This window comes from Cellulosimicrobium sp. JZ28 (genome assembly GCF_015327065.1).
In the GTDB taxonomy this organism is placed as follows: Bacteria; Actinomycetota; Actinomycetes; order Actinomycetales; family Cellulomonadaceae; genus Cellulosimicrobium; species Cellulosimicrobium funkei.
Window position 1 is genome coordinate 2,504,560 of record NZ_CP017660.1, and the last position, 23,834, is coordinate 2,528,393.

Below are 23,834 nucleotides of genomic sequence, written 5' to 3' on the forward strand. Positions count from 1 at the left end.
TCAGCTCCCTCGATAGGTCGAGTAGGCGAACGGGCTGAGCAGGACGGGGACGTGGTAGTGCTGCTCAGCGCTCGCCACCCGGAAGACGATGACGACCTCCGGGTAGAAGGACACGGTGTCTCGCCGGTCGAAGTACTCGGCCGTGTCGAACACGAGCCGGTACGTACCGGGGACGAGGGTCTCGGGCCCGAGCTGGGGCACGCGACCGTCGTCGTTCGTGCGGGAGGACGCCACCAGGGACCAGCCCTGCCCCGTCGTCCCCTCCGCGATCTCCGGAGCCGCCTCCAGGCGGACGGTGATCCCCTCGGCGGGCCTACCGCTGGCCGCGTCGAGTACGTGCGTGGTGATGTGGCTGGCGTGGGTGCTCATGCCGTCAGCATTCCCTTCAGCCGCAGCGCGGCGATCTCGCGCAGGTTGCGGGCGGCGTTCGCCCGCTCGGTCTCGGCGTCGTTGCCCAGCCGCTCGGTGAGCTGCTCGAGGATCTCCTCGGCGCTGCGCCCGGCGGCCCGGACGAGGAACACGTGGCCGAACCGCTGCTCGTACGCGCGGTTCCCCTCGGCGAGCCGGCGCGTCACGTCGTCGTCGGAGGTGTCGACGCCGGCCTGCTCGGAGCGCGACATGCTCGCGTCCGCGGCCTCCCCCTCGGCCCGCTCGCCGATCCGGGGGTGGCGCGCCAGCGCGGAGTCGACCTCGTCGTCCGTCCACGGGTCGGCGGCGGTGAGCGCCGCCTCGGCGGCGTCCTCCACGGTCGCGTACGGGCGACCGGCCGCGACCTCCTCGGCCCAGCGGTCCACGTGGGCGCACGCGAGGAGCGCGTCCCGCGCCTCGTCGGGCGACCACCGGTTGAACTCGTCCAGCGTCATCGCTGCGTTCCCTCTCGACGACCGGGCTGGGCGGCACACCGCCCAACCTTCGGAGTGAATTCCACATCTCGGAAGTTTGTTTCCGTCTTATGAATGTACGTCGTGGGTCGGGTGATGTCAACCACGGTGCCGCTCCAGGGGTCGGGCGGCGAGCGTCGCGCCCCGAGCACCCCGGCAACGGAGGACGACGAAGGGCCCGGCAGCGGATGCTGCCGGGCCCTTCGTGCGGTCGTGCGGTCGTGCCCGCGGACGGCTCAGGACGCGCCGAGGCCCGCCCGGAACTCGTCCTCGAGGATGCTCATGACCGTCGCGTCCGCCCACCCGTCGCCGTCGCGGTAGACGTCGCGCAGCCGACCCTCCTCGCGGAAGCCCAACGACTCGTAGAGCATCCGGGCGCGGGGGTTGATGCTCAGCACGTCGAGGCTCACGCGATGCAGGCGCGGTCCCTCGTGCCGGACGCCGTCCACGTCGGTCGACCCGTCGAACGCGAACCGCAGCACCTCGAAGATGGCCTCGCGACCGTAGCCGCGCCCGCGGTAGTTCGGGAGCAGCGCGAGCCGCAGGTTCGCCGAGCGCGCGTGCTCGTCGAGGTCGTTGAGCACGATCTCGCCGATCAGCTCGTCGCTCACCGGCTGCCCGTCACGCACCGCGCCCGGCGTGATGGCCCAGTCGTACCGGCCGTCCCGGTCGCTGACGGTCGCCACCCACTCGTCGATCTGGTCGCGCGTGAAGGTCGCCGTCGTCCCCGTGAGCCGGTTGGCCTCCGGGTCCTGCAGCGACTCCCACATGCGGTCCGCATCCCGCGCCTCGATCGGGCGCAGACGCACCATCTCCCCCAGGACGACCGGTCCGCGCGTCACGGCGGTCAGCCGATCCGCTCGAGGACGAGCTCGCGCACGCGGCCCGCGTCCGCCTGGCCGCGGGTCGCCTTCATCACGGCGCCGATGATCGCGCCGACGGGCCCGAGGTTCCCGCCCCGGACCTTCTCCACGATGTCCGGCTGTGCGGCGAGCGCCTCGTCGATCGCGGCGAGCAGCGCACCGTCGTCGGAGACGACCTCGAGGCCCCGGGCGGTGACGACCGCCTCCGGGTCCCCCTCGCCGGCGAGCACGCCGTCGAGCACCTGGCGCGCGAGCTTGTCGTTGATCCGGCCCGCGTCGACGAGACCCTGCAGGGCGGCGATCTGCGCGGGCGTGACGGGCAGCGCCTCGAGCGCCACCTCGTCCTGCTTGGCGCGGCGCGCGAGCTCGCCCATCCACCACTTGCGCGCACCTGCCGGGCTGGTGCCCGCGGCGACGGTGGCCTCGATGAGGTCGAGCGCGCCCGCGTTCACGACGTCGCGCATCTCGGCGTCGGCGTAGCCCCACTCGCCCTGGAGCCGACGGCGGCGCGCGACCGGGAGCTCGGGGAGCCCGGCACGGATCTCCTCGATCCACTCGCGCGGCGGCGCGATCGGGACGAGGTCGGGCTCCGGGAAGTACCGGTAGTCCTCGGCGTCCGACTTCACGCGGCCCGACGTCGTGATGCCGGTGTCCTCGTGCCAGTGCCGGGTCTCCTGGATCACCGTGCCGCCCGCGTCGAGCACGGCGGCCTGGCGCGAGACCTCGTAGCGCACGGCCCGCTCGACGGAGCGGAACGAGTTGACGTTCTTCGTCTCGGTGCGCGTGCCGAGCGGCGACTCGGGCGTCGGGCGCAGCGAGAGGTTCACGTCGGCGCGGACGTTGCCGCGCTCCATGCGCGCCTCGGACACGTCGAGCGCCCGGAAGATGTCGCGCAGCGTCTGCACGTACGCGCGCGCGACCTCGGGGGCGCGGTCGCCCGCGCCCGTGATCGGCCGCGTGACGATCTCGACGAGCGGGATGCCGGCGCGGTTGTAGTCGACGAGCGAGTACTCGGCACCGTGGATGCGACCGGTCGCCCCACCCACGTGGGTGTTCTTGCCGGCGTCCTCCTCCATGTGCGCGCGCTCGATCTCGACGCGGAACACGGTCCCGTCCTCGAGCTCGACGTCGATCCACCCGTCGTAGGCGATGGGCTCGTCGTACTGGGACGTCTGGAAGTTCTTCGGGACGTCCGGGTAGAAGTAGTTCTTGCGCGCGAACCGGCACGTCTCGGCGATCTGGCAGTTGAGCGCGAGCCCGATGCGGATCGCGTACTCGACGGCCTTGCCGTTGACGACCGGCAGGGCGCCCGGGAGCCCGAGCGAGACCGGGGTCACCTGGGTGTTCGGCTCGGCGCCGAAGCTCACCTCGGCCGGGCAGAACATCTTGGTCAGCGTGCCGAGCTCGACGTGGACCTCGATCCCGATGACGGGGTCGTAGCGGCGCGTGGCGTCGGCGTAGTCGACGAGGTCGACGGTCGTGGCGGTCATCCGACCTGGCCCTCCTGTGCGTTCGTGGCCGTGGGCAGCGCAGGCGCGCGGTCGAGCAGCGGTCCGCCCCACGAGCCGACCAGGGCGGCCTCGAGCGCGGCGCCCACCCGGTACATGCGGTCGTCGGCCTTGGCCGGCGCGAGGATCTGGAAGCCGACGGGCAGGCCGTCGTCCGACAGGCCCGACGGCACCGACATCCCGGGGACCCCCGCGAGGTTCGCGGGGATCGTCGCGACGTCGTTGAGGTACATGGCGAGCGGGTCGTCGAGCTTCTCGCCGAACCGGAACGCCGTGGTCGGCGCCGTCGGCGAGACGAGGACGTCCGCCTGCTCGAAGGCGGCGGCGAAGTCCCGCTGGATGAGCGTGCGGACCTTCTGCGCGCTGCCGTAGTAGGCGTCGTAGTAGCCGGCCGAGAGCGCGTAGGTGCCGAGGATGATGCGGCGCTTCACCTCGTCGCCGAAGCCGGCGCCGCGCGTGGCGGCCATGACGCGCTCCGCGGTCACAGGGCCCTCCTCGGGCTCCACGCGCAGGCCGAAGCGCATGCCGTCGAACTTCGCGAGGTTGCTCGACGCCTCCGACGGCATGATCAGGTAGTACGCGCCGAGCGCGTACTCGAAGTGCGGGCACGAGACCTCGACGATCTCCGCGCCGAGCCCGCGCAGGAGGTCGAGCGACTGCGCGAAGCGCGCGCTCACGCCCTCCTGGTAGCCCTCGCCCGTGAGCTCCTTGACGACGCCGACGCGCAGGCCCGAGAGGTCGCCCGTGGCGCCCTGGACCGCGGCATCGACGAGCGCCGGCCCGCGGCCGGGGATCGACGTGGAGTCGCGCGGGTCGTAGCCGCCGATGAGCTCGTGCAGCAGCGCGGCGTCGAGCACCGTGCGCGTGACGGGGCCCGCCTGGTCGAGCGAGGATGCCATCGCGATGAGCCCGTACCGGGAGACGCCGCCGTACGTCGGCTTGACGCCGACGGTGCCGGTGACGGCCCCGGGCTGACGGATCGAGCCGCCCGTGTCCGTGCCGATCGCGAGGGGTGCCTCGAACGCCGCCACCGCCGCGGCGGAGCCGCCGCCCGACCCGCCGGGGATCCGGTCGAGGTCCCACGGGTTGCGGGTGTTGCCGTACGCGGAGTGCTCGGTCGACGAACCCATCGCGAACTCGTCCATGTTCGTCTTGCCGAGGATCGGCAGCCCGGCGCCGCGGATCTTCTCGACGAGCGTCGCGTCGTACGGCGGCACCCAGCCCTCGAGGATCTTGGAGCCGGCCGTCGTCGGCATGCCCTTCGTCACGACGACGTCCTTGACCGCGATCGGCACACCGGCGAGCCGGTGCACCGGCTCGCCCGCGACGCGGCGGTCGTCGACCGAGCGCGCCGTCGCAAGCGCCTCGTCGGTGTTGACGTGGAGGAACGCGTTCACCGCGCCCTCGACCGCGCCGATCCGGTCGAGATGTGCCTGGGTGGCTTCGACGCTCGAGAAGTCGCGCGCCTCGAGCCCTTCGGCGAGCTCGGCCGCGGAGAGCCGTGTCAGGTCCGTCATCTCACTCCTCCCCGAGGATCTGCGGTACGGAGAACCGACCGTCCTCCGCCGCGGGCGCGCCCGCGAGGACGTCCTCGACGGGCAGCGGCGGCTCGGGGATGTCGTCACGGAAGACGTTCGACATCGGGATCGGGTGGCTCGTCGCGGGGACGTCGGGCGTCGCGACCTCGCTGACCTTGGCGATGGCGTCGACGATCACGTCGAGCTCGCCGGAGAGCCGGTCCAGCTCCTCGGGTCGCAGATCGATGCGGGCCAGCGCGGCGACGCGCGCGACCTCGTCACGGGAGATGGTGGACATGCCCCCATTCTAGTGGGGACACGCGCCGTGGCCCGCCTCCGGCCGGCCCGCAGCCTGATCAGCCTGCGCCCGCCGGCGCTCGGTGGCGCAGGTTCGCCGCTCTGCGCGGAGTCCGGAGAAGCGTGGTGCGAGGTGCGCGCCCGGGGGCGCTGCCTCCGCTTCGGCTCGACGGTGGCACACTCCCCGCCCTGCGACCCGCCGGGCGGACGCCGGCGGCAGCACCGACGCCGACGAGGGGGCAGCCACGACGGGTTCGTCCGTCGCGTGGTGTGGGGGTATGCGGATATGCCGAAGGCCCACCCCGTGTGGGGTGGGCCTTCGGTGAAGGGTTGTCCGGCGGCGTCCTACTCTCCCACCCCGTCTCCAGGGCAGTACCATCGGCGCTGAAGGGCTTAGCTTCCGGGTTCGGTATGGGACCGGGCGTTTCCCCTTCGCTGTGACCGCCGTAACTCTGTTGAACCGTGTCAACACCTGGGGCACCCCGTGCGGGGGTGTGGTGTTGGTGGTTCGGGAACCGCACAGTGGACGCGTAGCAAAGTGTTTGGTGTTGAAGTTGTCGGCTGATTAGTACCGGTCAGCTGCACGGGTCTTTCGTCCCCGCTTCCACGTCCGGCCTATCGACCCAGTGTTCTGCTGGGTGCCTCTCACCCCGTAGGGTATGGAAACCTCATCTTGAAGCAGGCTTCCCGCTTAGATGCTTTCAGCGGTTATCCCTTCCGAACGTAGCCAACCAGCGGTGCTCCTGGCGGAACAACTGGCACACCAGAGGTTCGTCCGTCCCGGTCCTCTCGTACTAGGGACAGCCCTTCTCAAGTTTCCTGCGCGCGCAGCGGATAGGGACCGAACTGTCTCACGACGTTCTAAACCCAGCTCGCGTACCGCTTTAATGGGCGAACAGCCCAACCCTTGGGACCTACTCCAGCCCCAGGATGCGACGAGCCGACATCGAGGTGCCAAACCATGCCGTCGATATGGACTCTTGGGCAAGATCAGCCTGTTATCCCCGGGGTACCTTTTATCCGTTGAGCGACGGCGCTTCCACAAGCCACCGCCGGATCACTAGTTCCGACTTTCGTCCCTGCTCGACCTGTCAGTCTCACAGTCAAGCTCCCTTGTGCACTTGCACTCGACACCTGATTGCCAACCAGGCTGAGGGAACCTTTGAGCGCCTCCGTTACATTTTAGGAGGCAACCGCCCCAGTTAAACTACCCACCAGGCACTGTCCCTGGTCCGGATCACGGACCGAGGTTAGACATCCGAAGCGGCCAGAGTGGTATTTCAACGTTGACTCCACCCGCACTGGCGTACGGGCTTCACGGTCTCCCACCTATCCTACACAAGCCGCACCGAACACCAATACCAAGCTATAGTAAAGGTCCCGGGGTCTTTCCGTCCTGCTGCGCGTAACGAGCATCTTTACTCGTAGTGCAATTTCGCCGAGTTCGCGGTTGAGACAGCGGAGAAGTCGTTACGCCATTCGTGCAGGTCGGAACTTACCCGACAAGGAATTTCGCTACCTTAGGATGGTTATAGTTACCACCGCCGTTTACTGGGGCTTAAATTCTGAGCTTCACCCCGAAGGGTTGACCCGTCCTCTTAACCTTCCAGCACCGGGCAGGCGTCAGTCCGTATACATCGTCTTGCGACTTCGCACGGACCTGTGTTTTTAGTAAACAGTCGCTTCTCCCTGGTCTCTGCGGCCGTCCACGCTCCCACCGCGAGGGTGTTCACGCTTCGGGCCCCCCTTCTCCCGAAGTTACGGGGGCATTTTGCCGAGTTCCTTAACCACGATTCTCTCGATCGCCTTAGTATTCTCTACCTGACCACCTGAGTCGGTTTGGGGTACGGGCGGCTAGAACCTCGCGCCGAGGCTTTTCTTGGCAGCATAGGATCACCCAGTTCGCGCTTGTGCGCTCACCGTCAGCTCTCAACCTGTGTGTCGGGCGGATTTGCCTACCCGACGGCCTACAGCCTTGGACGTGGTCTACCATCGCCACGCCGGGCTACCTTCCTGCGTCACCCCTGTTAATACGCTTACCTACTACCGGATTGGGTCCCGCGCGCCCCTGCCCGGTGACCCCGAAGGGTCGATGGGCAGGTTTGGGCGGTCAGCATCACCGGGCTCGGTATGGGCGGTTCTTCGCCGGTAGGAGAATATCAACTCCTTGTCCATCGACTACGCCTGTCGGCCTCGCCTTAGGTCCCGACTTACCCAGGGCGGATTAACCTGGCCCTGGAACCCTTGGTCATTCGGCGGACGGGTTTCTCACCCGTCTTTCGCTACTCATGCCTGCATTCTCACTCGTGTGGGCTCCACCGCTGGGTTCCCCCGCGGCTTCACCGCCCACACGACGCTCCCCTACCCACCTGCGCCTCTGGACCACGAAGGCCTGAGTTGAGCGCAGATGCCACGGCTTCGGCGGTGTACTTGAGCCCCGCTACATTGTCGGCGCGGAATCACTTGACCAGTGAGCTATTACGCACTCTTTCAAGGGTGGCTGCTTCTAAGCCAACCTCCTGGTTGTCTGTGCAACTCCACATCCTTTCCCACTTAGCACACGCTTAGGGGCCTTAGCCGGTGGTCTGGGCTGTTTCCCTCTCGACTACGGAGCTTATCCCCCGCAGTCTCACTGCCACGCTTTCACTTACCGGCATTCGGAGTTTGGCTGACGTCAGTAACCTTGTAGGGCCCATCGGCCATCCAGTAGCTCTACCTCCGGCAAGAAACACGTGACGCTGCACCTAAATGCATTTCGGGGAGAACCAGCTATCACGAAGTTTGATTGGCCTTTCACCCCTAACCACAGGTCATCCCCCAGGTTTTCAACCCTGGTGGGTTCGGTCCTCCACGCGGTCTTACCCGCGCTTCAACCTGCCCATGGCTAGATCACTTCGCTTCGGGTCTAGACCCAGCGACTATGGGCGCCCTGTTCGGACTCGCTTTCGCTACGGCTTCCCCACACGGGTTAACCTCGCCACTGAGCACTAACTCGCAGGCTCATTCTTCAAAAGGCACGCTGTCACCCCAGCCAAGGAGGCTCCAACGGATTGTAGGCACACGGTTTCAGGTACTATTTCACTCCCCTCCCGGGGTACTTTTCACCTTTCCCTCACGGTACTGGTCCGCTATCGGTCACTAGGTAGTATTTAGGCTTAGCAAGTGGTCTTGCCAGATTCACACGAGATTTCTCGGGCCCCGTGCTACTTGGGATCCCCTTCGGGAGGCCGCACCATTTCGTCTACCGGACTCGCACCGTCTGTGGTCCGCCTTTCAATGCGGTTCGACTATGACACGGCTTTCTTACTCCCCGGTGGACTGTCAGATCCACCAGAAGGGTCCCACAACCCCGAACACGCAACGCCTGACAGCTTGAACACGCGCCCGGTTTGGCCTCATCCGCTTTCGCTCGCCACTACTCACGGAATATCTCTTCCTGTCGGTACTGAGATGTTTCACTTCCCGACGTTCCCTCCACACACCCTATATATTCAGGTGCGGGTCACACGACATGACTCGTGCGGGGTTCCCCCATTCGGAAACCCTCGGATCACAGCTCGTTTGCCAGCTCCCCGAGGCTTATCGCAGGCTACCACGTCCTTCTTCGGCTCCTAGTGCCAAGGCATCCACCCTGTGCCCTTAAAAACTTCAACAAAAACAACAAAACTGCAGAGAACCAAGAACCACACCCCAAAGGGTGCGTCTTGATCTTTACAAAGATGCTCGCGTCCACTGTGCAGTTCTCAAACAACCAACGACCCCGACCCCACCAGACCCGCCTACCCCACCCACACCCTCAGACAAGAGCGCAGACGAAGCGGTTCGTGGTCCAAGGACCGGCCCGTACCAGGCACCCCACCAACCGGTGGCCGGTGACCTGAGGACCCAACAGTGTGCTCGACAAGCCCCCCAGGTCCCACCCGCGATGTTCCACCACCACCCACACCAACCCCCGAAGAGGCACGTGCGAGCCGGCAGGTACTGACACCAGCAAGACCAAGAAAGCTCTTTCGTCAATGTTCCACCCATGAGCAACCACCCACCACACGGACGGCGATGGCGTGGCACCTGAACCACCCACCCACCAGCAAACACCAGCGGACGAGGGTTGGTAGCTCCTTAGAAAGGAGGTGATCCAGCCGCACCTTCCGGTACGGCTACCTTGTTACGACTTAGTCCCAATCGCCAGTCCCACCTTCGACCACTCCCCCGCGAACGGTTGGGCCATGGGCTTCGGGTGTTACCGACTTTCGTGACTTGACGGGCGGTGTGTACAAGGCCCGGGAACGTATTCACCGCAGCGTTGCTGATCTGCGATTACTAGCGACTCCGACTTCATGGGGTCGAGTTGCAGACCCCAATCCGAACTGAGACCGGCTTTTTGGGATTCGCTCCACCTTACGGTATCGCAGCCCTTTGTACCGGCCATTGTAGCATGCGTGAAGCCCAAGACATAAGGGGCATGATGATTTGACGTCATCCCCACCTTCCTCCGAGTTGACCCCGGCAGTCTCCCATGAGTCCCCGGCATAACCCGCTGGCAACATGGGACGAGGGTTGCGCTCGTTGCGGGACTTAACCCAACATCTCACGACACGAGCTGACGACAACCATGCACCACCTGTGCACGAGTGTCCAAAGAGACCACCATCTCTGGTGGCTTCTCGTGCATGTCAAGCCTTGGTAAGGTTCTTCGCGTTGCATCGAATTAATCCGCATGCTCCGCCGCTTGTGCGGGCCCCCGTCAATTCCTTTGAGTTTTAGCCTTGCGGCCGTACTCCCCAGGCGGGGCACTTAATGCGTTTGCTGCGGCACGGAACTCGTGGAATGAGCCCCACACCTAGTGCCCAACGTTTACGGCATGGACTACCAGGGTATCTAATCCTGTTCGCTCCCCATGCTTTCGCTCCTCAGCGTCAGTTGCGGCCCAGAGACCTGCCTTCGCCATCGGTGTTCCTCCTGATATCTGCGCATTCCACCGCTACACCAGGAATTCCAGTCTCCCCTACCGCACTCTAGTCTGCCCGTACCCGATGCAAGCTCGAGGTTGAGCCTCGAGTTTTCACACCAGACGCGACAAACCGCCTACGAGCTCTTTACGCCCAATAATTCCGGACAACGCTTGCGCCCTACGTATTACCGCGGCTGCTGGCACGTAGTTAGCCGGCGCTTCTTCTGCAGGTACCGTCACTTGCGCTTCTTCCCTGCTGAAAGAGGTTTACAACCCGAAGGCCTTCATCCCTCACGCGGCGTCGCTGCATCAGGCTTTCGCCCATTGTGCAATATTCCCCACTGCTGCCTCCCGTAGGAGTCTGGGCCGTGTCTCAGTCCCAGTGTGGCCGGTCGCCCTCTCAGGCCGGCTACCCGTCGTCGCCTTGGTAGGCCATCACCCCACCAACAAGCTGATAGGCCGCGAGCCCATCCCTGACCGAAAAACTTTCCAACCACCCCCATGCGAAGGCGGCTCATATCCGGTATTAGCCCCGGTTTCCCGGAGTTATCCCGAAGTCAAGGGCAGGTTACTCACGTGTTACTCACCCGTTCGCCACTAATCCGCCCAGCAAGCTGGGCATCATCGTTCGACTTGCATGTGTTAAGCACGCCGCCAGCGTTCGTCCTGAGCCAGGATCAAACTCTCCGTAAATGAACAACGCCCACCACCAGGACAAACCCGGCAGTGAACAATCCATACGAAGCGAACCCCAACAGGGTTCACAAAACTGGCATCAACACGAAAGATGACATCATCTTCCGAAATCAACCAAAGGAATCCCAGACACAACCAACCCAACCACCCGACGGGCAACCAGGCCAGCCATGCCACAGGGACAAAAAATTTGGCATTGACTAACAAGCACACTGTTGAGTTCTCAAACAACCGGCACACACCAACTCAGCACCACCCGACCGGGTAGAACCTCGCTTGGGGCAACCCTTCAACCTTACCAGGTCTTCCCCGGCTCCTCAACCCCGGCTGTTCGCCGTGGTCCAGTCACCGTGGTCTTCCTCGTCGCGGGCAGAGAACACTCTACGCCATGCGGTGGAAGGGTTTCGACCCCGGGACCAGCCACCCTCGATCGTTCGAGGCGGTGTCTGTTCCTCCCTGTCGGGCCGACATCCAGAACATTACGCGGCCTCGCGCGACATGGTCAAGCCGCTCCCCGGTGACCCGGCCCACAGGGACGCTGCCGCTCCCCGCCCGGTACGACGTGCGGCCGTCGGCCCCGCTCTCCCGCGCTCCCCCGGCGCCGCGCTCAGACCGTCGTCGCGAGCCGCAGGATCACGCGGTCCCCCGGTCGGAGCTGGGCCGCGCGGTCGACGTCCCGCTCGCGGAGCACCCCGATGACGGGGTATCCCCCGGTGACCGGGCGGTCCGCGAGGAAGACGACGGGACGCCCGTCGGGCGGGACCTGGACCGCGCCGCGGACGAGCCCCTCGGACGCCAGCTCCCCGGGCCTGCGGGGCACCGCCTGGCCGTCGAGCCGCAGGGCGACGCGGTCGCTGTCCGGCGTCACGGTCCGCAGCGCCCGCAGCGCGCGCCCCGCGCCGGGGAGGAACCACTCGGACCGCGGCCCGGGCAGCACCTCGAGCACCGCGCCCGTCGGCTCACCAGGACGCGGCTCGCCGGGCGGGAACCGCACGGGGACGACGTCGGGCCACGGCCACGTGCCCGACGGCGCGGCCCCCACCGCGACGACGTCGCCCGGCTGCAGGGGTCCCGGGCCGAGCCCGGCGAGCACGTCCCGCGAGCGCGACCCGAGGACCGCGGGCGGCCGGAGCCCGCCACGCACCGCGACGTAGGTCCGCAGACCGCGCGCCGCCACGCCGAGGCGGAGGGTCCCGCCGTCGGGCACCCGGACGGCCGCGTGCATGCCGACCGGGCTCCCGTCCACGCTGGCGGGGACCGCCGCCCCGGCCAGCGCGACGACCGCCCCGCCGGCGAACCGCACGGCGAGACCGCCGAGGGTGACCTCGATCGCCGCCGCACCGTCCGGGTTGCCCACGAGCCGGTTCGCGAGCGCGTACGACGCGCGGTCGGCCGCTCCCGACGGCCCGACGCCGACAGCGGCGAGCCCCGGACGTCCCGCGTCCTCGACGAGCGCGAGGGGACCTGTCGCGAGCACCTCCAGGGCGCGCGCGGCAGGCGGCGAGGGGCTGGTGGTCCGGTCCTGGACGGCCTGGACGCGCGCGGCCCCCGCACTCCCGTGCTGCCGCTCCCTCCCCGGCGGCACGAGCGGGCCGCCGCCCGCGGCCACGGCCGCGCGGAGCGGCACGAACCGCACGCGCGCGCCCGGCGCGACGAGCGCGGGCGGGTCGCGGTCGACGTCGAACATCTGCACGTCCGTGCTGCCGAGGAGGCGCCACCCGCCCGGGGACTCCCCCGGGTAGACGGCGGTGAGCCCGCCCGCGAGCGCCACCGAGCCGGCGGGGACGCGGGTGCGCGGGGTGGCGAGGCGCGGGGCGGCGATCGCGGGATCGACCCCGGAGAGGTACGTGAAGCCCGGCGCGAACCCGCCGAACGCGGCCTCGTACTCGCGGCCGTGGTGCCGCGCGACGACCTCCTCGACGCTCAGGCCCGCCCAGCGGGCGACGTCGTCCAGGTCGGGGCCGTCGTAGCGCACGGGGATCTCGACGAGCTCCCCGGCGCGGGCGGCGGGGCCGGTCGTCGACGCGCGCCGCACCGCCGCGCGCAGCCACGCCCGGGCGGCGGGGACGTCCCCCGGCGTCGCGCAGCGCACGAGCACCGTGCGGGCGGCCGGGACGACGTCGACCACGCCGGGCGGCGCGTCGCCCAGGGCCCGGTGCAGCGCGCGCACGGCGGCGAGGTCCGGCAGGTCGACGAGCAGCGCGTTCTCGCCGAACGCGTGCACCGCCACCTTGCCGTCGAGGCCGTCGGCCGCGTCGCGGACCGGCGACCCGGGAGCGGGCGACCCTCCGGTCGTCACGGCACGGCGTCCGCGCCCGCCGACCCGCCGTGCGGGGCGTCGACGAAGGGCTGCACGACGACCCCGGCCTCCTGGAGCGCGGTCCGCAGCGCCCCGAGCAGCCCGACTGCCCCGGGGGTGTCCGAGTGGACGCACACCGAGTCCGCCTCGACGCGCAGCGACGTGCCGTCCGCGGCCTCGACCGTGCCGGTCGTCACGAGCCGGACGACGCGCCGGGCGACCTCGTCGCCGTCGTGCACGACGGCGCCCGGCCGCCCGCGCGGGACCAGCTCGCCCGACGGCAGGTAGCCGCGGTCCGCGAAGGCCTCGCGGACGGTGGGCTGGCCCGCCGCGTCCGCGAGCCGCAGCACGGCCGAGCCGGGCAGCCCGACGACGGGCAGCGTGGGGTCGTAGGCGCGCACCGCGTCGACGACGGCCCGGGCCTGCGCCTCGTGGTGGACGATCGCGTTGTAGAGCGCGCCGTGCGGCTTGACGTACCGCACGCGGTCCCCCGCGAGCCGGGCGAACCCGTCGAGGGCGGCGAGCTGGTAGAGCACCTCGTCGGCGAGCTCGCCGGGGTCCACGTCCATGAACCGCCGTCCGAAGCCCGCCCGGTCCCGGTAGCTCACGTGCGCGCCCACCCGCACCCCGCGCGCAGCGGCGTCCCGCGTCACGGTCCGCATGGTCGTCGCGTCGCCCGCGTGGAACCCGCACGCGACGTTCGCGCTGGTCACGAGGCCGAGCAAGGCCTGGTCGTCGCCGAGGGTCCAGCGGCCGAAGCCCTCGCCGAGGTCGGCATTGAGGTCGATGCGCGTCACGCGTCCATCATGCCCGGGACGCGCGCTCGGCGGGCCCCACCGCTGCGCCACCGCGGGGCCCACACGGGGCCCACGGGGGCCGCGGGCGGGGACCACGGGCGTAGATTTCCTGGCATGCCGGACCACACCACCACCGCCACGACGGCCGTGCGCCGCGCGACGACCGCCGACGCCGTCGCGCTCGCGGACCTGGCCGCGCTCACGTTCCCGCTCGCGTGCCCGCCCGGCACGTCGCCGGACGCGATCGCGGAGCACGTCGCGACGCAGCTCTCGCCCGACCGGTTCCGCGCGTGGGCCGCGAGCGCCGCGCACGCGCTGCTGCTCGTCGAGGCGGCGTCGCCCGGCGCCTCAGCAGGAACGTCGGCGGGCGCGTCGGGAGACACGTCGCCAAGCACGTCGGCAGGCACCGTGGAGACGGACGCCGGGTCGCCCGAGGCCGCGAGCGGCCCGCTCGGGTACGCACTGCTGGCGAGAGGCGTCCCCGACGACCCGGACGTGGCGGCCGCCGTCGGGCCGGGCGAGGCGGTGGAGCTGTCGAAGATCTACGTGCACCCCGCCGCGCAGGGCACCGGCGTCGCGAGCGTGCTCATGACCGCGACGACGGGCGCCGCGGCGCTGCTCGGCCCCGGGCTCCCGCTCTGGCTCGGCACGAACGGGCACAACGCGCGCGCCCAGGCCTTCTACCGCAAGCACGGGTTCGCCGTGGTCGGGGGCCGGACGTACGTCGTCGGCGGGGAGACCCATGCGGACGTCGTCATGGCCCTGCCCCGCCGCTGACGGACGGGAGGTCCCGGTCGGGCTCGGCCTGCACCCCGGAGGGCGCCCGACCGGGAGGTCGGTGGGCGGCCCGTGCGGGCCGCGGTCGTCCGGTGGACGGTGGTCGGTCGGCTCAGTGGTCGTGCGCGTCGTCGCCGTCGGCGCCCTCGTGGCCGCCCTCGTCACCGCCCGTGTGGCCGAGGCCGAGGCCCCCGTCGAGCGAGTCGTCGGGGTGGACGGGCAGGAAGACGTGGACGTGGCCCTGGCCGCCGGCGGTCGAGCGCAGGTCGAGCTGGACGGCGGCGAGGCCCCACGTCTCGACGGCGCGCGTGCGCAGGTCGCCCGCGAGGGCGTACAGGTCGGGGGCTGCGGCGGGGTCGGCGCTCGCGGCGAGCCCGACGGCGTCGAGCGCGTCCCCGACGAGCTCGAGCGACGTGAGCATCCCGTTGCGGACGATGTTGTGCTCGGAGGAACCGCTCGCGAGCGCCTCCGTCTCGGCGACGAGGCCGTCGACGGTCGCGCGCCACGCGGCGACGTCCGCCGGGTCCGCGGGGACGGCGCTCGACCCGTCGACGGGGAGCACCGCGTGGAGGCCGTGCAGGACGGGGACGAGCTCGGTCTGCAGGTACCGGGCGTGGTCGATCGAGGCGACGAGGTTCTCGGCGTCGCGCGCCTCCTCGGCCGCTTCCAGCTCCGCGACGCGCGCCGGGTCGACGGTGAAGCCCTCCTCGTCAGGTGCTGCGCCGCCGCGCGTGAGCGCGACCACCGCCGCGACCACGACGGCCACGAGCGCGAGCGCGCCGACGACGAGCAGGACGCGGCGCCACGGGTCGAGGCCCACGAACCACCGGCGCGCGCGGACGCGCGCCGGTGGCCGGGGTTCGGGGCGGCCGGCACCGCCCCGGTCGGCAGGGCGGGAGCGTGCGGGCGTCGTCGGGCCGCCGGTGCGGCCGGAGCCCGCCCGCGCTCCTCCCGCCGGGGTCCGGGTCGTCGGCGTCCGTGCCGAGGTGCGCTGTGCCACCTGTCGCTCCTGTCCTGTGGTCGTCCCGCCGGGCGCGCCGGCCCGGCCCGCGGGCCGGGCCGGCGCAGGTGGTGGCCGGTGACGGGAGCGGGTCGCCCGTCACCGGCCTGCCGTCAGCCGCAGCTCACGGCGTCGTACGGCACCTCGATCTCGGTCGTGACGTCGCCGAGCGTCGCCGTGACCGTCGCCGTGCCCGCCTCGAACGCCGTCGCGCGCGACGCGAACGACTGGTAGGCGTTGGCGCCCACCTCGACCGCGCCGAACTCCTTGGAGCCGAACGGCGTGGTGAGGGTGACCGCGACGGGTGCCTCGTCGGCGTTCGTCGCGCGGAGGGCGAGGTACGCCTTGCCCGCGAGGCAGCGGGCCGAGGCGGTGACCTCGACGTCGACCGTGGGCTCGGGCTCGGAGTCCGTCGTGAGACGGAACCAGTCGAAGGCCACCGTGACCGGCGTCTCCTGCTCCGGGCCGATCGCCATGAGACCGACCTTCGTCAGCGCCGCGTCGTTGGTCACCGGGTCGCCCAGCGGCGTCCAGGTCACCCCGCCGTCGCTGACCCAGCCCTGGTACGTGCTGCCCACCTTCTCGAGCCGCAGGTACCAGTAGCCCGACTCGGTCGAGTCGGCGAGCTCGAGCTGGCGGTTGCCGCCGTTGCCGAACTGGCCGCCCTTCTCCGAGACGAGCTCGGCGCCGAGGTTCAGCGCTGCGCCCGGGGCGTTCTTCGCGAGCACGTCGGCCTTGACGTAGTTGTCGTCGTCGCCGTACGCGATGAGGCCCGCGAGCTGCCACCGGTGCACGAGCGGCGCCTTGAACCGCGTCTCGACGACCCAGTCGCCCTCCGGTGCCGTCTGGAGGACGAAGTTGCGCGGGTCGTCGTTGTTGCCGGCGTTGATGTCGCCCGGCTGGGTCGTGATGCGCAGCTCGCCGTCGGCGACGGCGACCTTCGACCCGTCGTAGCGCACGACCGCGTCCCAGCGGCAGCCGTCGAGGGCGTCGCCCTCGAACTCGTCGCTCGGCTCGCGCTCGCCGTCGTCCGACCCGTCGCCCGTGACGCGCACGTGGTCGACCCTGGCGACCGAGTCGGCGGCCGCGGTGTCGCCGCCGGCCATCACACCGAACGTCGCGCCCGGCTTCACGGGCGCCGAGCCCGCGAGCGCCGTCCACGTCTGGCCGTCCGCCGAGTACGCGGCCGTGATGGCGGAGCCGTCCGAGACGAGGCGCAGGTGGATCGCCGTCGGGAAGTCCCCGGCGACGTTCGTCTGGCCGTGCCACGTGCGGGCGCCGCCGGTCTCAGTCTGGAACTCGAGGAACCGGTTGCCGTTCTGGTTCTTCGTGAACGCGAGCTTGGTGTACTCGTCGTCGGTCACGTGGACCAGGAGGCCGGCGTGCTGCCAGTGCCGGGCGAGCGGGACGTCGAGCCTCGTCTCGAGCGTCCACGCGCCGGCGGGTGCGGGCTGACCGAGGTAGCTGATCGGCCCGGTCTGCGCCTCGTTGATGTCGCCCTGCACGACCGGCAGGACGGCGTGGCCGTCGGCGACGGTGATCGGCTTGCCGTCGGCCTGGCGGACGACCGTCCACCGCGGGTCGAGGGTGTCGCCGTCGAACTCGTCGGACGAGTCCGCGAGGCACTGCGGCGGGGTCTCCTCACCGGGTCCCCCGGTCTGCGGGTCGTCGTCGAACGCGAAGTCCTGGAACTCGACGGCGCTCGTGGCCGACGTGCTGTGCGCGGTGACGAAGAGCCCCACGTCCTGCACGGACGCCGCACCCGGGAGGGCCTGGGGCTCCCCGATCTGCGTGAAGTTCTCGCCGTCCTTGCTCCAGGAGGCCGTGTACAGGTCGCCGTCGCGCACGATCCGCACCCACGCGGGGTAGCTCGTCGAGCTCGCGGCGGACGACGTGACGAGCTGACCGGCCGCGTTGCCGCGCAGCCACTCGAAGCCGCCGCTCGGGCGCATGCCCAGTGCGGCGTAGCCCGGCGAGTTCGCCGTCTGCGTCACGTCGTTGCGGACGATGATCCCGGCCTTGGCGGAACCGTTCGAGTTGCCCTGGCTGGTGATCTTCACCGTCGCCGACCAGTTCTCGTCGGCGCCCTGCTCGCGGTAGATGGTCGAGTACTCGTTGGTGCCCTGCCACATGTTCGCGCCGCCCGACGTGATGAGGTACTTGCCCTCGGCGAGCTGCTCGAACGTCCCGTTCGTGTTGGTGAAGGTCTTCATGCCCCCGAAGAGGTCGCCGACCTGCGCCACGACGACGCGGGACCGCGTGTAGAGGCCCTTGTCGTTGGTCGCGACCGCGGTCAGCTCGTAGTTGTTGTCCGCCGTCACCTCCCACGTGGCCTCGTACGGCGCCTCGGTGTCGGTCCCGATCGACTCGCCGTCGACGAAGAACTCGACCTCGGTGACCGTGTTCTCCGTGTCGTCGGCCTCGGCCGTGACCGTGATCTCGCCCTGCTCCAGGCGCACGCCAGCCTCGGGCGCGGTGATGCGCACCTTCGGCCGCGTGGTGGCGGAGACGCCCTTGCCGTCGGCCTCGACGAAGTTCAGGCGACGCTCGCCCGCGCCGGGGAAGACGACGTAGAGCGTGAACGGCTCCCGGGGGTCGGTGACGTCCACGGTCACGTCGGTGAACGTGCCGAGACCCGTCTGCGGGACCTCCGCCGTACCGAGGAGCTCGCCGTCCGCGGCGTCGCGCCGCAGCTCGATCGTGCCCTCGGCCGCCGCGGCGACGCGCAACGTGAGCGCCTGCACGCCGTACAGGCTCACCGGGTCGTACGACGCCCAGGCCCCGTTCGACCCGGTGATGACCGAGCCGCCGCCCTCGACGTCCCGGCTCGGGATCGTCGTGGTCCCGTCGGAGTCGGCGTGGAACTCCGCCTCGCGCTTCTTCGGGAAGATGAGCGTGGTGTCCGAGCCGGTGAGGGCCGGGACGCCGTCCACGCCGCCGCGGTCGGTGTAGCGCGCGTCGATCACGTAGAAGACGTTCATGTCCTCGCCGTGGCCGCCGCCGAGGCTCGTCGCGACGGTTCCCGTCCGGCCGTGCAGCGGCTCGGAGGGGTGCGCGTGCGCGTCGTGGCCGAGCGCGGGCTGGATGATGACCTGCTCGTCGTCGATGGTCTCGCCGTCCGGCGAGTCCTCGGCGTCCGTCACGGCCACGTCCCACGTGATGTCGTCACCGAAGGTGAAGAACGAGCCGGTGGGCGGCAGGCCGAAGTCGACCTCGGGCCGCGTGTTGCCGACCGTGATCGGCACGGTCGCCGTGCCCACCTTCCCGGCCGGGTCGGTCACCGTGAGGCGGGCGTCGTAGACGCCGTTCTCCGTGTAGGTGTGGCTCGGGGCGGCGGACGTCGAGTCCGTCGTGCCGTCACCGTCGAAGTCCCACGCGTACGTGAGCGCCTCGCCCTCGGGGTCGGTGCTCCCGGTCCCGTCGAACGACACCTCGAGCGGCGCGATGCCGGAGTCGGGCGTCGCGACCGGCTTCGACACCGGCGAGCGAGAGCCCGACAGGTAGTCGATGCGGTGCAGGCCCGAGTTGGGGTTGTCGCGACCGAAGCCGCCGCCCCAGTCGAGCACGTACATCGCGCCGTCGGGGCCGAACTTCGAGTCGATAGGCGCCAGGAACTGCTCCTGCGGGAGGAACGGGTTGACCTTCTCGACGTCGGTCACGCCGGGAGCGGCCTCGGGGTCCTTGAGGTCGATCGTGTACATCTTGTTCCGGGCCCACTCGTAGAAGAAGGCCTTGCCGTCGTAGGACGACGGGAACTTCGTGTCGGAGTCGAGCTCCGGGTCGTACTCGTAGAACGGGCCGCCCATGGGCGCGAGGCCGCCGCCGGCGTTGATGACGCCGGGCACCGACGAGCGCTGGTAGCCGTACCAGAGGTCCGCCGGCTGCGCGGCGGGGAGCTCGGTGAGGCCGGTGTTCTTCACCGAGTCGTTGACCGGGGCGTCGCAGTCGAAGAAGTCACCGACCGTGACCGGGCTCGTGCGGTAGTCGACGTCGCGGAACGGCTCGTTGTTCCCCATGCACAGGGGCCAGCCGAAGAAGCCGGGCTCCTTGATGAGGTTCCACTCGGCGATGCCGGCCGGGCCGCGGTTCGCCGGGTTGTCCGACCCGTTGTCGGGCGAGTAGTCGGCGACGCCGAGGTTGCCCGTCTTCGGGTCGATGGTGAACCGGAACGGGTTGCGGAAGCCCATCGCGTAGATCTCGGGCAGCGTCTTCTCGGTGCCCGGCGCGAAGAGGTTGCCCTCGGGGATCGAGTACGTGCCGTCGTCCTCGGGGTGGACCCGCAGCACCTTGCCGCGCAGGTCGTTCGTGTTCGCCGACGTCGCGCGCGCGTCGTGGAACGTGCCGTCGCGCTCGGAGATCGGCGCGTAGCCGCCCGACGGCTCGGAGTGCGGGTTCACGTCGTCGCCCACGCCGATGTACAGGTCACCGGTCTCGTGGTCGACGAGCAGGCCGCCGCCCGTGTGGCCCGGCTCGTCGGGCAGGCGCCCGGCCGGGATCTCCAGGAGGACCTTCTCCGACGCCGGGTCGATCACGGTCGCGCCCGGGCCGTCCGACGACACCGTGAACCGCGAGACGCGGTTGAAGAAGTTCGCCGGGTCGGAGTCGTTCGCGCTCGCGGGCGAGTAGTACTGGTACAGGTACCCGTTCTCCGCGAAGTCCTTGTCGAGCGCGATCCCGAGCAGGCCGTCCTCGCCGCCCGAGTACACGGGGAGCGTGAGCGCCGTCGTCGTGTTCTGCGTCCGCGGGTCGTAGACGCGGACCTGGCCGCGCACGAGCTCGGTGTAGAACACGCGGCCGTCGGGCGCGACGTCCATGCCGAAGGGGGCGCTCGTGTTCGAGTCGAGCGCGACCTTCTCGAACGAGCCCCAGTCGGTGCCGCCGCAGTCGCCCTCGACGAGGCCCGCCGCCCACTGCACGCCGCCGACGACGTGCTGCACGAAGTCGGGCTCCTGCGTGTAGTGCGCCCCGAAGTGGCCCATGCCCGTCATCCAGGCACGACCGCCGTCGTACGGCTTGCACCAGGAGATCGGGTGGTCGTAGCCCATCTTGTTGCCGCCGGCGTCGTACGTCGTCTCGTCCATCGTGGCGAGGACGTGCGCGCTGCCGCGGACGTTGGCCGAGAAGTTGTACCACTCGTCCGCGCGCGTCCAGCGCTGGGACAGGTGCTCGGTCGACGGGTGCGTGCGGTCCTCGACGCGGACCGTGCCGGGCAGGCCGGGGCTGTTGCCCGTGGCGGCGTGACCGGGCATGAGCGCGCCGATCATGTCGTCCCACCACTGGTAGCTGCCGCGCATGTCGGTCGCGTTGTGGATGGCGACGATGCCGCCGCCCGCCTGCTGGTAGCGCTCGAGCGCGGCCTTCTCGTCCGCGTTCCACGGGTCGCCCGACGTCTGGAACATGACGAGGGCGTCGTACTGCGCGAGGTTCTCGTCGGTGAACACCGAGGAGTCCTCGGTGTGGTCGGACTCGATGCCGACCTCGGCGAACGCGGCCTCGAGCACGGGCGTGCCCTGCGTGATCGCCTCGGTGTGCCGGAACTGGGTCGTCTTGGTGAAGATGAGCACCTTGTGCTCGTCCTCCGCGGGGACGGGGTCGTCCGCGGCAACGGCCGTCGTGACGGGCGCAAGCGTGAACGCGAGCGCCCCGACGGTCAGTGCGGCGGCGACCGATCTCGCCCTGCGTGGGCGTCGTGCAGTCATCGTGGTGCCTCCAGGGGCATGACGTGCGGGCCCGGACGTCGTCGTCCGGGCAGGGTGGTCGTCATCCCGCGGCGTGCCGGCGCCGGCGGTCGTCTGCGACTACGGCTACGTGCTCTCCGGCTCGGGCATCAGTCCCTTCAGGTAGGCGAGGCCATCGACGGCGATGGCGTCCTGGGTCGGCGCCAGCGGGCGCCAGATCGAGGCGGCCGTGGCGATCGTCGCGTTCTCGGCGGTGAAGGACTCGATGACGAGCGGTCCGTCGTAGCCGGTCGCGTCGAGCGCGGCGAGCAGGCCGCGCCAGTCGAGGTGGTCGGTGCCCGGTGCGCCGCGGTCGTTGCCGCACACCTGGACGTGCGCGATGCGCTCGCCCGCGCGCGTCACCGCGGCGGGCAGGTCCGTCTCCTCGATGTTCATGTGGTAGACGTCGAGCATGAGGCCGATGCCGGCCGCGGGCAGGCGCCGCACGACCTCCAGCCCCTGGTCGACGGTGTTGACGAGGCTCGTCTCGTAGCGGTTGAGCGGCTCGAGCCCGACGACGACGCCCGCCGCCATGGCGTGCTCGACGACCGGGGCGAGGTGCTCGGCGAGCTCCTCGTAGGCAGCCTCGCGCTCGGCCGGGCCGAGCCGCCACGTGCGCCCGACCGACGCGTACGCCGGGCCGCCGATCACCGGGGCGCCGACGGTCCGCGCGACGTCGACGACGTGGCGCAGGTAGTCCTGCGTGGCGCGCACCGTCGCGGCGTCCGTGGCGACGAGCTCGCGCCCCTCGCCCATGACGAGCGAGACGCTCGCGGCGAGGCCGTGGTCGGCGAGGACGGCGGCCGCCGTCGCCGGGTCCCAGTCCCCCGGGTTCTCGGCGGGCAGCTCGAGCACGTCGAAGCCCCACCCCGCGACACGCGGGGCGATGTCACGCAGCGCGCCGTCGGTCAGGGGCGACGTCCACACCCACGTGTTGACGCCGAGCGCGCGCCGGCGCACCGGGACGGGCGCGCCGTCGGGCGCGAGCAGGTCGGTCGCGCGGTGCGCGGGGGTCGGGCCGGGAAGAGCCACGTCGCTCTCTCTCGTCGGGTCCGAGCACTCGGCCGTCCCGCCCGCGTGCCCGACGCCGCGGCGCACCCCCGTGCGGGAGGTACGCCGCGCCGTCGGGCGGGCGGGCGGGGCGCCCGGCCGGTCGGACGGCGACCGGGCGGCCCCAGGTGGTCCGGCCGCGCGGCCGGACCGGGGTGGTGCTGGCGTCAGCGGTCGGTCCAGGCCTCCGGGAACCCGGGCAGGTCCTCGCCGCCGAACTTCGCGTAGTGCAGGGACGGCATGTCCTTGTTCGCCTCGAGGTAGGCGTCGAGGTCCTCGGCGACGACCGGCGACTGCGGCAGGACCCACTCGGACGGCACCTGCTCGCCGGCCCAGATCATCTGCGCCGCGAGGATCGGCGTGCGCCACTGGAAGTTGGAGTACACGGCGCCGATGGCGGTCATGTCCGTGTCCTTCCACTTGCGCAGGAAGCTCATCTCGTCCTCGCCCATGAAGACGGGGTACGGCTTGCCCGCGTCCTCGAACGCCTCGACGGCCGCGACGGCGCCGTCGCCGGCGTCCATCCAGATGCCGTCCACGTCCCCGCGCTGGAGGTACTGCGTAACGATGTCCTTGATCTTCGCCCCGTCGCCGCCGGTGAACTCGGCGCCCACGACCTCGAGCTCCGACTCGGAGAAGATCTTGTCGGCCGCGGCCCAGCGGTTCTCGAGCACGTCGACGCCGGGCAGGATGCGCAGCGCGAGGACCTTCGAGCCGGGCTCGAGGTTCTCGACGAGGAACTCGGCGCCGTCGGCGCCGTACGCGTAGCCGCCGATCGGGTGGATGAACGTCACCATGCAGTCGGTGTTGACGCCGCGGTCGAACACGATGACGGGCTTGCCCGACTCGCACGCCGCCTCGACGGCGGGCGTGAGGGTCGCGGTGGTCGACGGCGAGATGATGATCGCGTCGCAGTCGCCCGCCGCGACGAACGCCTGGATGTCGGAGATCTGCTTGTTGTCGTCGTCGGCGGCGTCGGAGACGCGGAACTCGCCGATCACGCCCTCCTCGGTGAGGACGTCGACCTGCTGCTGCATGGTGATGAACCCGGTGACGCGCCACGGGTTGGACACCGACGCGTTCGAGAAGCACAGCGTGTTGCCGCCCTCGGCGCTTGCGAACTCGGCCGTGTCCACGTACTCGGGCTCGATGGCCTGGAGCCACGGCTGGTCGGCCGGGCCCTCGGGCACGACCTCGCGCTGGGCGAGCTGGCGGTCGTAGTCCGCCTGGACGAACCACTCGGAGTCGGCGCCGCCGGACTCCTCGCCCGCGGGGCTCTCCTCGGCCGAGGTCTCCCCGCCCGTGTCGGTGGGGGTGTCGGTCGTGCAGGCGGCCGCGAGGAACAGCGTGGCCACCGCCGTGCCGGCCAGGAGTGCTCGTGTACGTCGCATGTCCTTCTTCTCCTTGGTGAGACGTCGTCGTCCCGCAACGTGCGGGGAAGGGGGTACAGCTCGGGTGCTGCCGCACGGCCGTGCGCGGGG

At 70.1% G+C, this 23,834-nt stretch carries 13 protein-coding genes and 3 rRNA genes; 1 reads left to right on the forward strand and 15 read right to left on the reverse strand.

Going from position 1 to position 23,834, the window contains the following annotated elements; translation table 11 throughout:
• The 11 genes from uraH to BJP59_RS11505 all read right to left on the reverse strand — a co-directional run bounded on the left by uraH (position 1) and on the right by BJP59_RS11505 (position 13,809).
• Positions 1 to 369, reverse strand: a complete 369-nt coding sequence (gene uraH, locus BJP59_RS11455; RefSeq protein ID WP_021480424.1) for a hydroxyisourate hydrolase — start codon at positions 367 to 369, stop codon at positions 1 to 3.
• On the reverse strand, positions 366 to 863 hold the full coding sequence (uraD, locus tag BJP59_RS11460) for a 2-oxo-4-hydroxy-4-carboxy-5-ureidoimidazoline decarboxylase (RefSeq protein ID WP_021480423.1): 498 nt from the start codon (positions 861 to 863) through the stop codon (positions 366 to 368). The genes uraH and uraD overlap by 4 nt, the downstream gene beginning before the upstream one ends.
• A gap of 254 nt (positions 864 to 1,117) precedes the next feature.
• Positions 1,118 to 1,723, reverse strand: a complete 606-nt coding sequence (locus BJP59_RS11465) for a GNAT family N-acetyltransferase (RefSeq protein WP_043654210.1) — start codon at positions 1,721 to 1,723, stop codon at positions 1,118 to 1,120.
• A gap of 5 nt (positions 1,724 to 1,728) precedes the next feature.
• Complete coding sequence (gene gatB / locus BJP59_RS11470; protein WP_021480421.1) at positions 1,729 to 3,234, reverse strand: Asp-tRNA(Asn)/Glu-tRNA(Gln) amidotransferase subunit GatB; 1,506 nt, start codon at positions 3,232 to 3,234, stop codon at positions 1,729 to 1,731.
• Complete coding sequence (gene gatA, locus BJP59_RS11475) at positions 3,231 to 4,769, reverse strand: Asp-tRNA(Asn)/Glu-tRNA(Gln) amidotransferase subunit GatA (protein WP_194520981.1); 1,539 nt, start codon at positions 4,767 to 4,769, stop codon at positions 3,231 to 3,233. Before gatA ends, gatB begins: the two co-directional genes overlap by 4 nt.
• A 1-nt stretch (position 4,770) precedes the next feature.
• Positions 4,771 to 5,067 carry an Asp-tRNA(Asn)/Glu-tRNA(Gln) amidotransferase subunit GatC gene (gatC, locus tag BJP59_RS11480; RefSeq protein WP_021480419.1) on the reverse strand — a complete coding sequence of 99 codons (297 nt, stop codon included), beginning with the start codon at positions 5,065 to 5,067 and terminating at the stop codon, positions 4,771 to 4,773.
• Positions 5,068 to 5,398: 331 nt separating this feature from the next.
• Positions 5,399 to 5,515, reverse strand: a 5S ribosomal RNA gene (gene rrf, locus BJP59_RS11485).
• A gap of 96 nt (positions 5,516 to 5,611) precedes the next feature.
• Positions 5,612 to 8,719: ribosomal RNA gene (locus BJP59_RS11490) — 23S ribosomal RNA — on the reverse strand.
• Between the two features lie 470 nt (positions 8,720 to 9,189).
• Positions 9,190 to 10,710: ribosomal RNA gene (locus tag BJP59_RS11495) — 16S ribosomal RNA — on the reverse strand.
• The 16S, 23S and 5S rRNA genes sit together here, the layout of an rRNA operon.
• A gap of 610 nt (positions 10,711 to 11,320) precedes the next feature.
• Positions 11,321 to 13,012, reverse strand: coding sequence for a 5-oxoprolinase/urea amidolyase family protein (locus BJP59_RS11500; protein WP_228485018.1), 1,692 nt, complete (start codon positions 13,010 to 13,012; stop codon positions 11,321 to 11,323).
• Positions 13,009 to 13,809 (reverse strand): LamB/YcsF family protein, encoded by an 801-nt coding sequence (locus BJP59_RS11505; RefSeq protein WP_194520982.1) that lies wholly within the window; start codon positions 13,807 to 13,809, stop codon positions 13,009 to 13,011. Before BJP59_RS11505 ends, BJP59_RS11500 begins: the two co-directional genes overlap by 4 nt.
• A 114-nt stretch (positions 13,810 to 13,923) precedes the next feature.
• Here BJP59_RS11505 and BJP59_RS11510 point away from each other — a divergent pair, with 114 nt between their 5' ends.
• Positions 13,924 to 14,586, forward strand: a complete 663-nt coding sequence (locus tag BJP59_RS11510) for a GNAT family N-acetyltransferase (protein WP_194520983.1) — start codon at positions 13,924 to 13,926, stop codon at positions 14,584 to 14,586.
• 112 nt (positions 14,587 to 14,698) lie between these two features.
• On the opposite strand, the gene BJP59_RS11515 is transcribed toward BJP59_RS11510, so the two are convergent.
• From BJP59_RS11515 to BJP59_RS11530, 4 genes are all read right to left on the reverse strand, one after another.
• A complete protein-coding gene (locus BJP59_RS11515) occupies positions 14,699 to 15,586 on the reverse strand; it encodes a hypothetical protein (protein WP_194520984.1) in 888 nt (295 codons plus the stop codon).
• Positions 15,587 to 15,699: 113 nt separating this feature from the next.
• Positions 15,700 to 21,285: a ThuA domain-containing protein gene (locus BJP59_RS11520; RefSeq protein WP_194520985.1), complete on the reverse strand. Its 5,586-nt coding sequence runs from the start codon at positions 21,283 to 21,285 to the stop codon at positions 15,700 to 15,702.
• Positions 21,286 to 21,390: 105 nt separating this feature from the next.
• Positions 21,391 to 22,335 carry a sugar phosphate isomerase/epimerase family protein gene (locus BJP59_RS11525; RefSeq protein ID WP_336244552.1) on the reverse strand — a complete coding sequence of 315 codons (945 nt, stop codon included), beginning with the start codon at positions 22,333 to 22,335 and terminating at the stop codon, positions 21,391 to 21,393.
• 185 nt (positions 22,336 to 22,520) lie between these two features.
• Positions 22,521 to 23,744 carry a substrate-binding domain-containing protein gene (locus tag BJP59_RS11530; RefSeq protein WP_076406053.1) on the reverse strand — a complete coding sequence of 408 codons (1,224 nt, stop codon included), beginning with the start codon at positions 23,742 to 23,744 and terminating at the stop codon, positions 22,521 to 22,523.
• Between the last annotated feature and the right edge of the window lie 90 nt (positions 23,745 to 23,834).

Excerpts from the sequence above, each read along its gene's own strand:
- BJP59_RS11520 (WP_194520985.1), bottom strand. The coding sequence starts at position 21,285 with ATGACTGCACGACGCCCACGCAGGGCGAGATCGGTCGCCGCCGCACTG.
- uraH (WP_021480424.1), bottom strand. The coding sequence starts at position 369 with ATGAGCACCCACGCCAGCCACATCACCACGCACGTACTCGACGCGGCC.
- BJP59_RS11510 (WP_194520983.1), top strand. The coding sequence starts at position 13,924 with ATGCCGGACCACACCACCACCGCCACGACGGCCGTGCGCCGCGCGACG.
- gatC (WP_021480419.1), bottom strand. The coding sequence starts at position 5,067 with ATGTCCACCATCTCCCGTGACGAGGTCGCGCGCGTCGCCGCGCTGGCC.
- gatB (WP_021480421.1), bottom strand. The coding sequence starts at position 3,234 with ATGACCGCCACGACCGTCGACCTCGTCGACTACGCCGACGCCACGCGC.
- BJP59_RS11530 (WP_076406053.1), bottom strand. The coding sequence starts at position 23,744 with ATGCGACGTACACGAGCACTCCTGGCCGGCACGGCGGTGGCCACGCTG.
- gatA (WP_194520981.1), bottom strand. The coding sequence starts at position 4,769 with ATGACGGACCTGACACGGCTCTCCGCGGCCGAGCTCGCCGAAGGGCTC.
- uraD (WP_021480423.1), bottom strand. The coding sequence starts at position 863 with ATGACGCTGGACGAGTTCAACCGGTGGTCGCCCGACGAGGCGCGGGAC.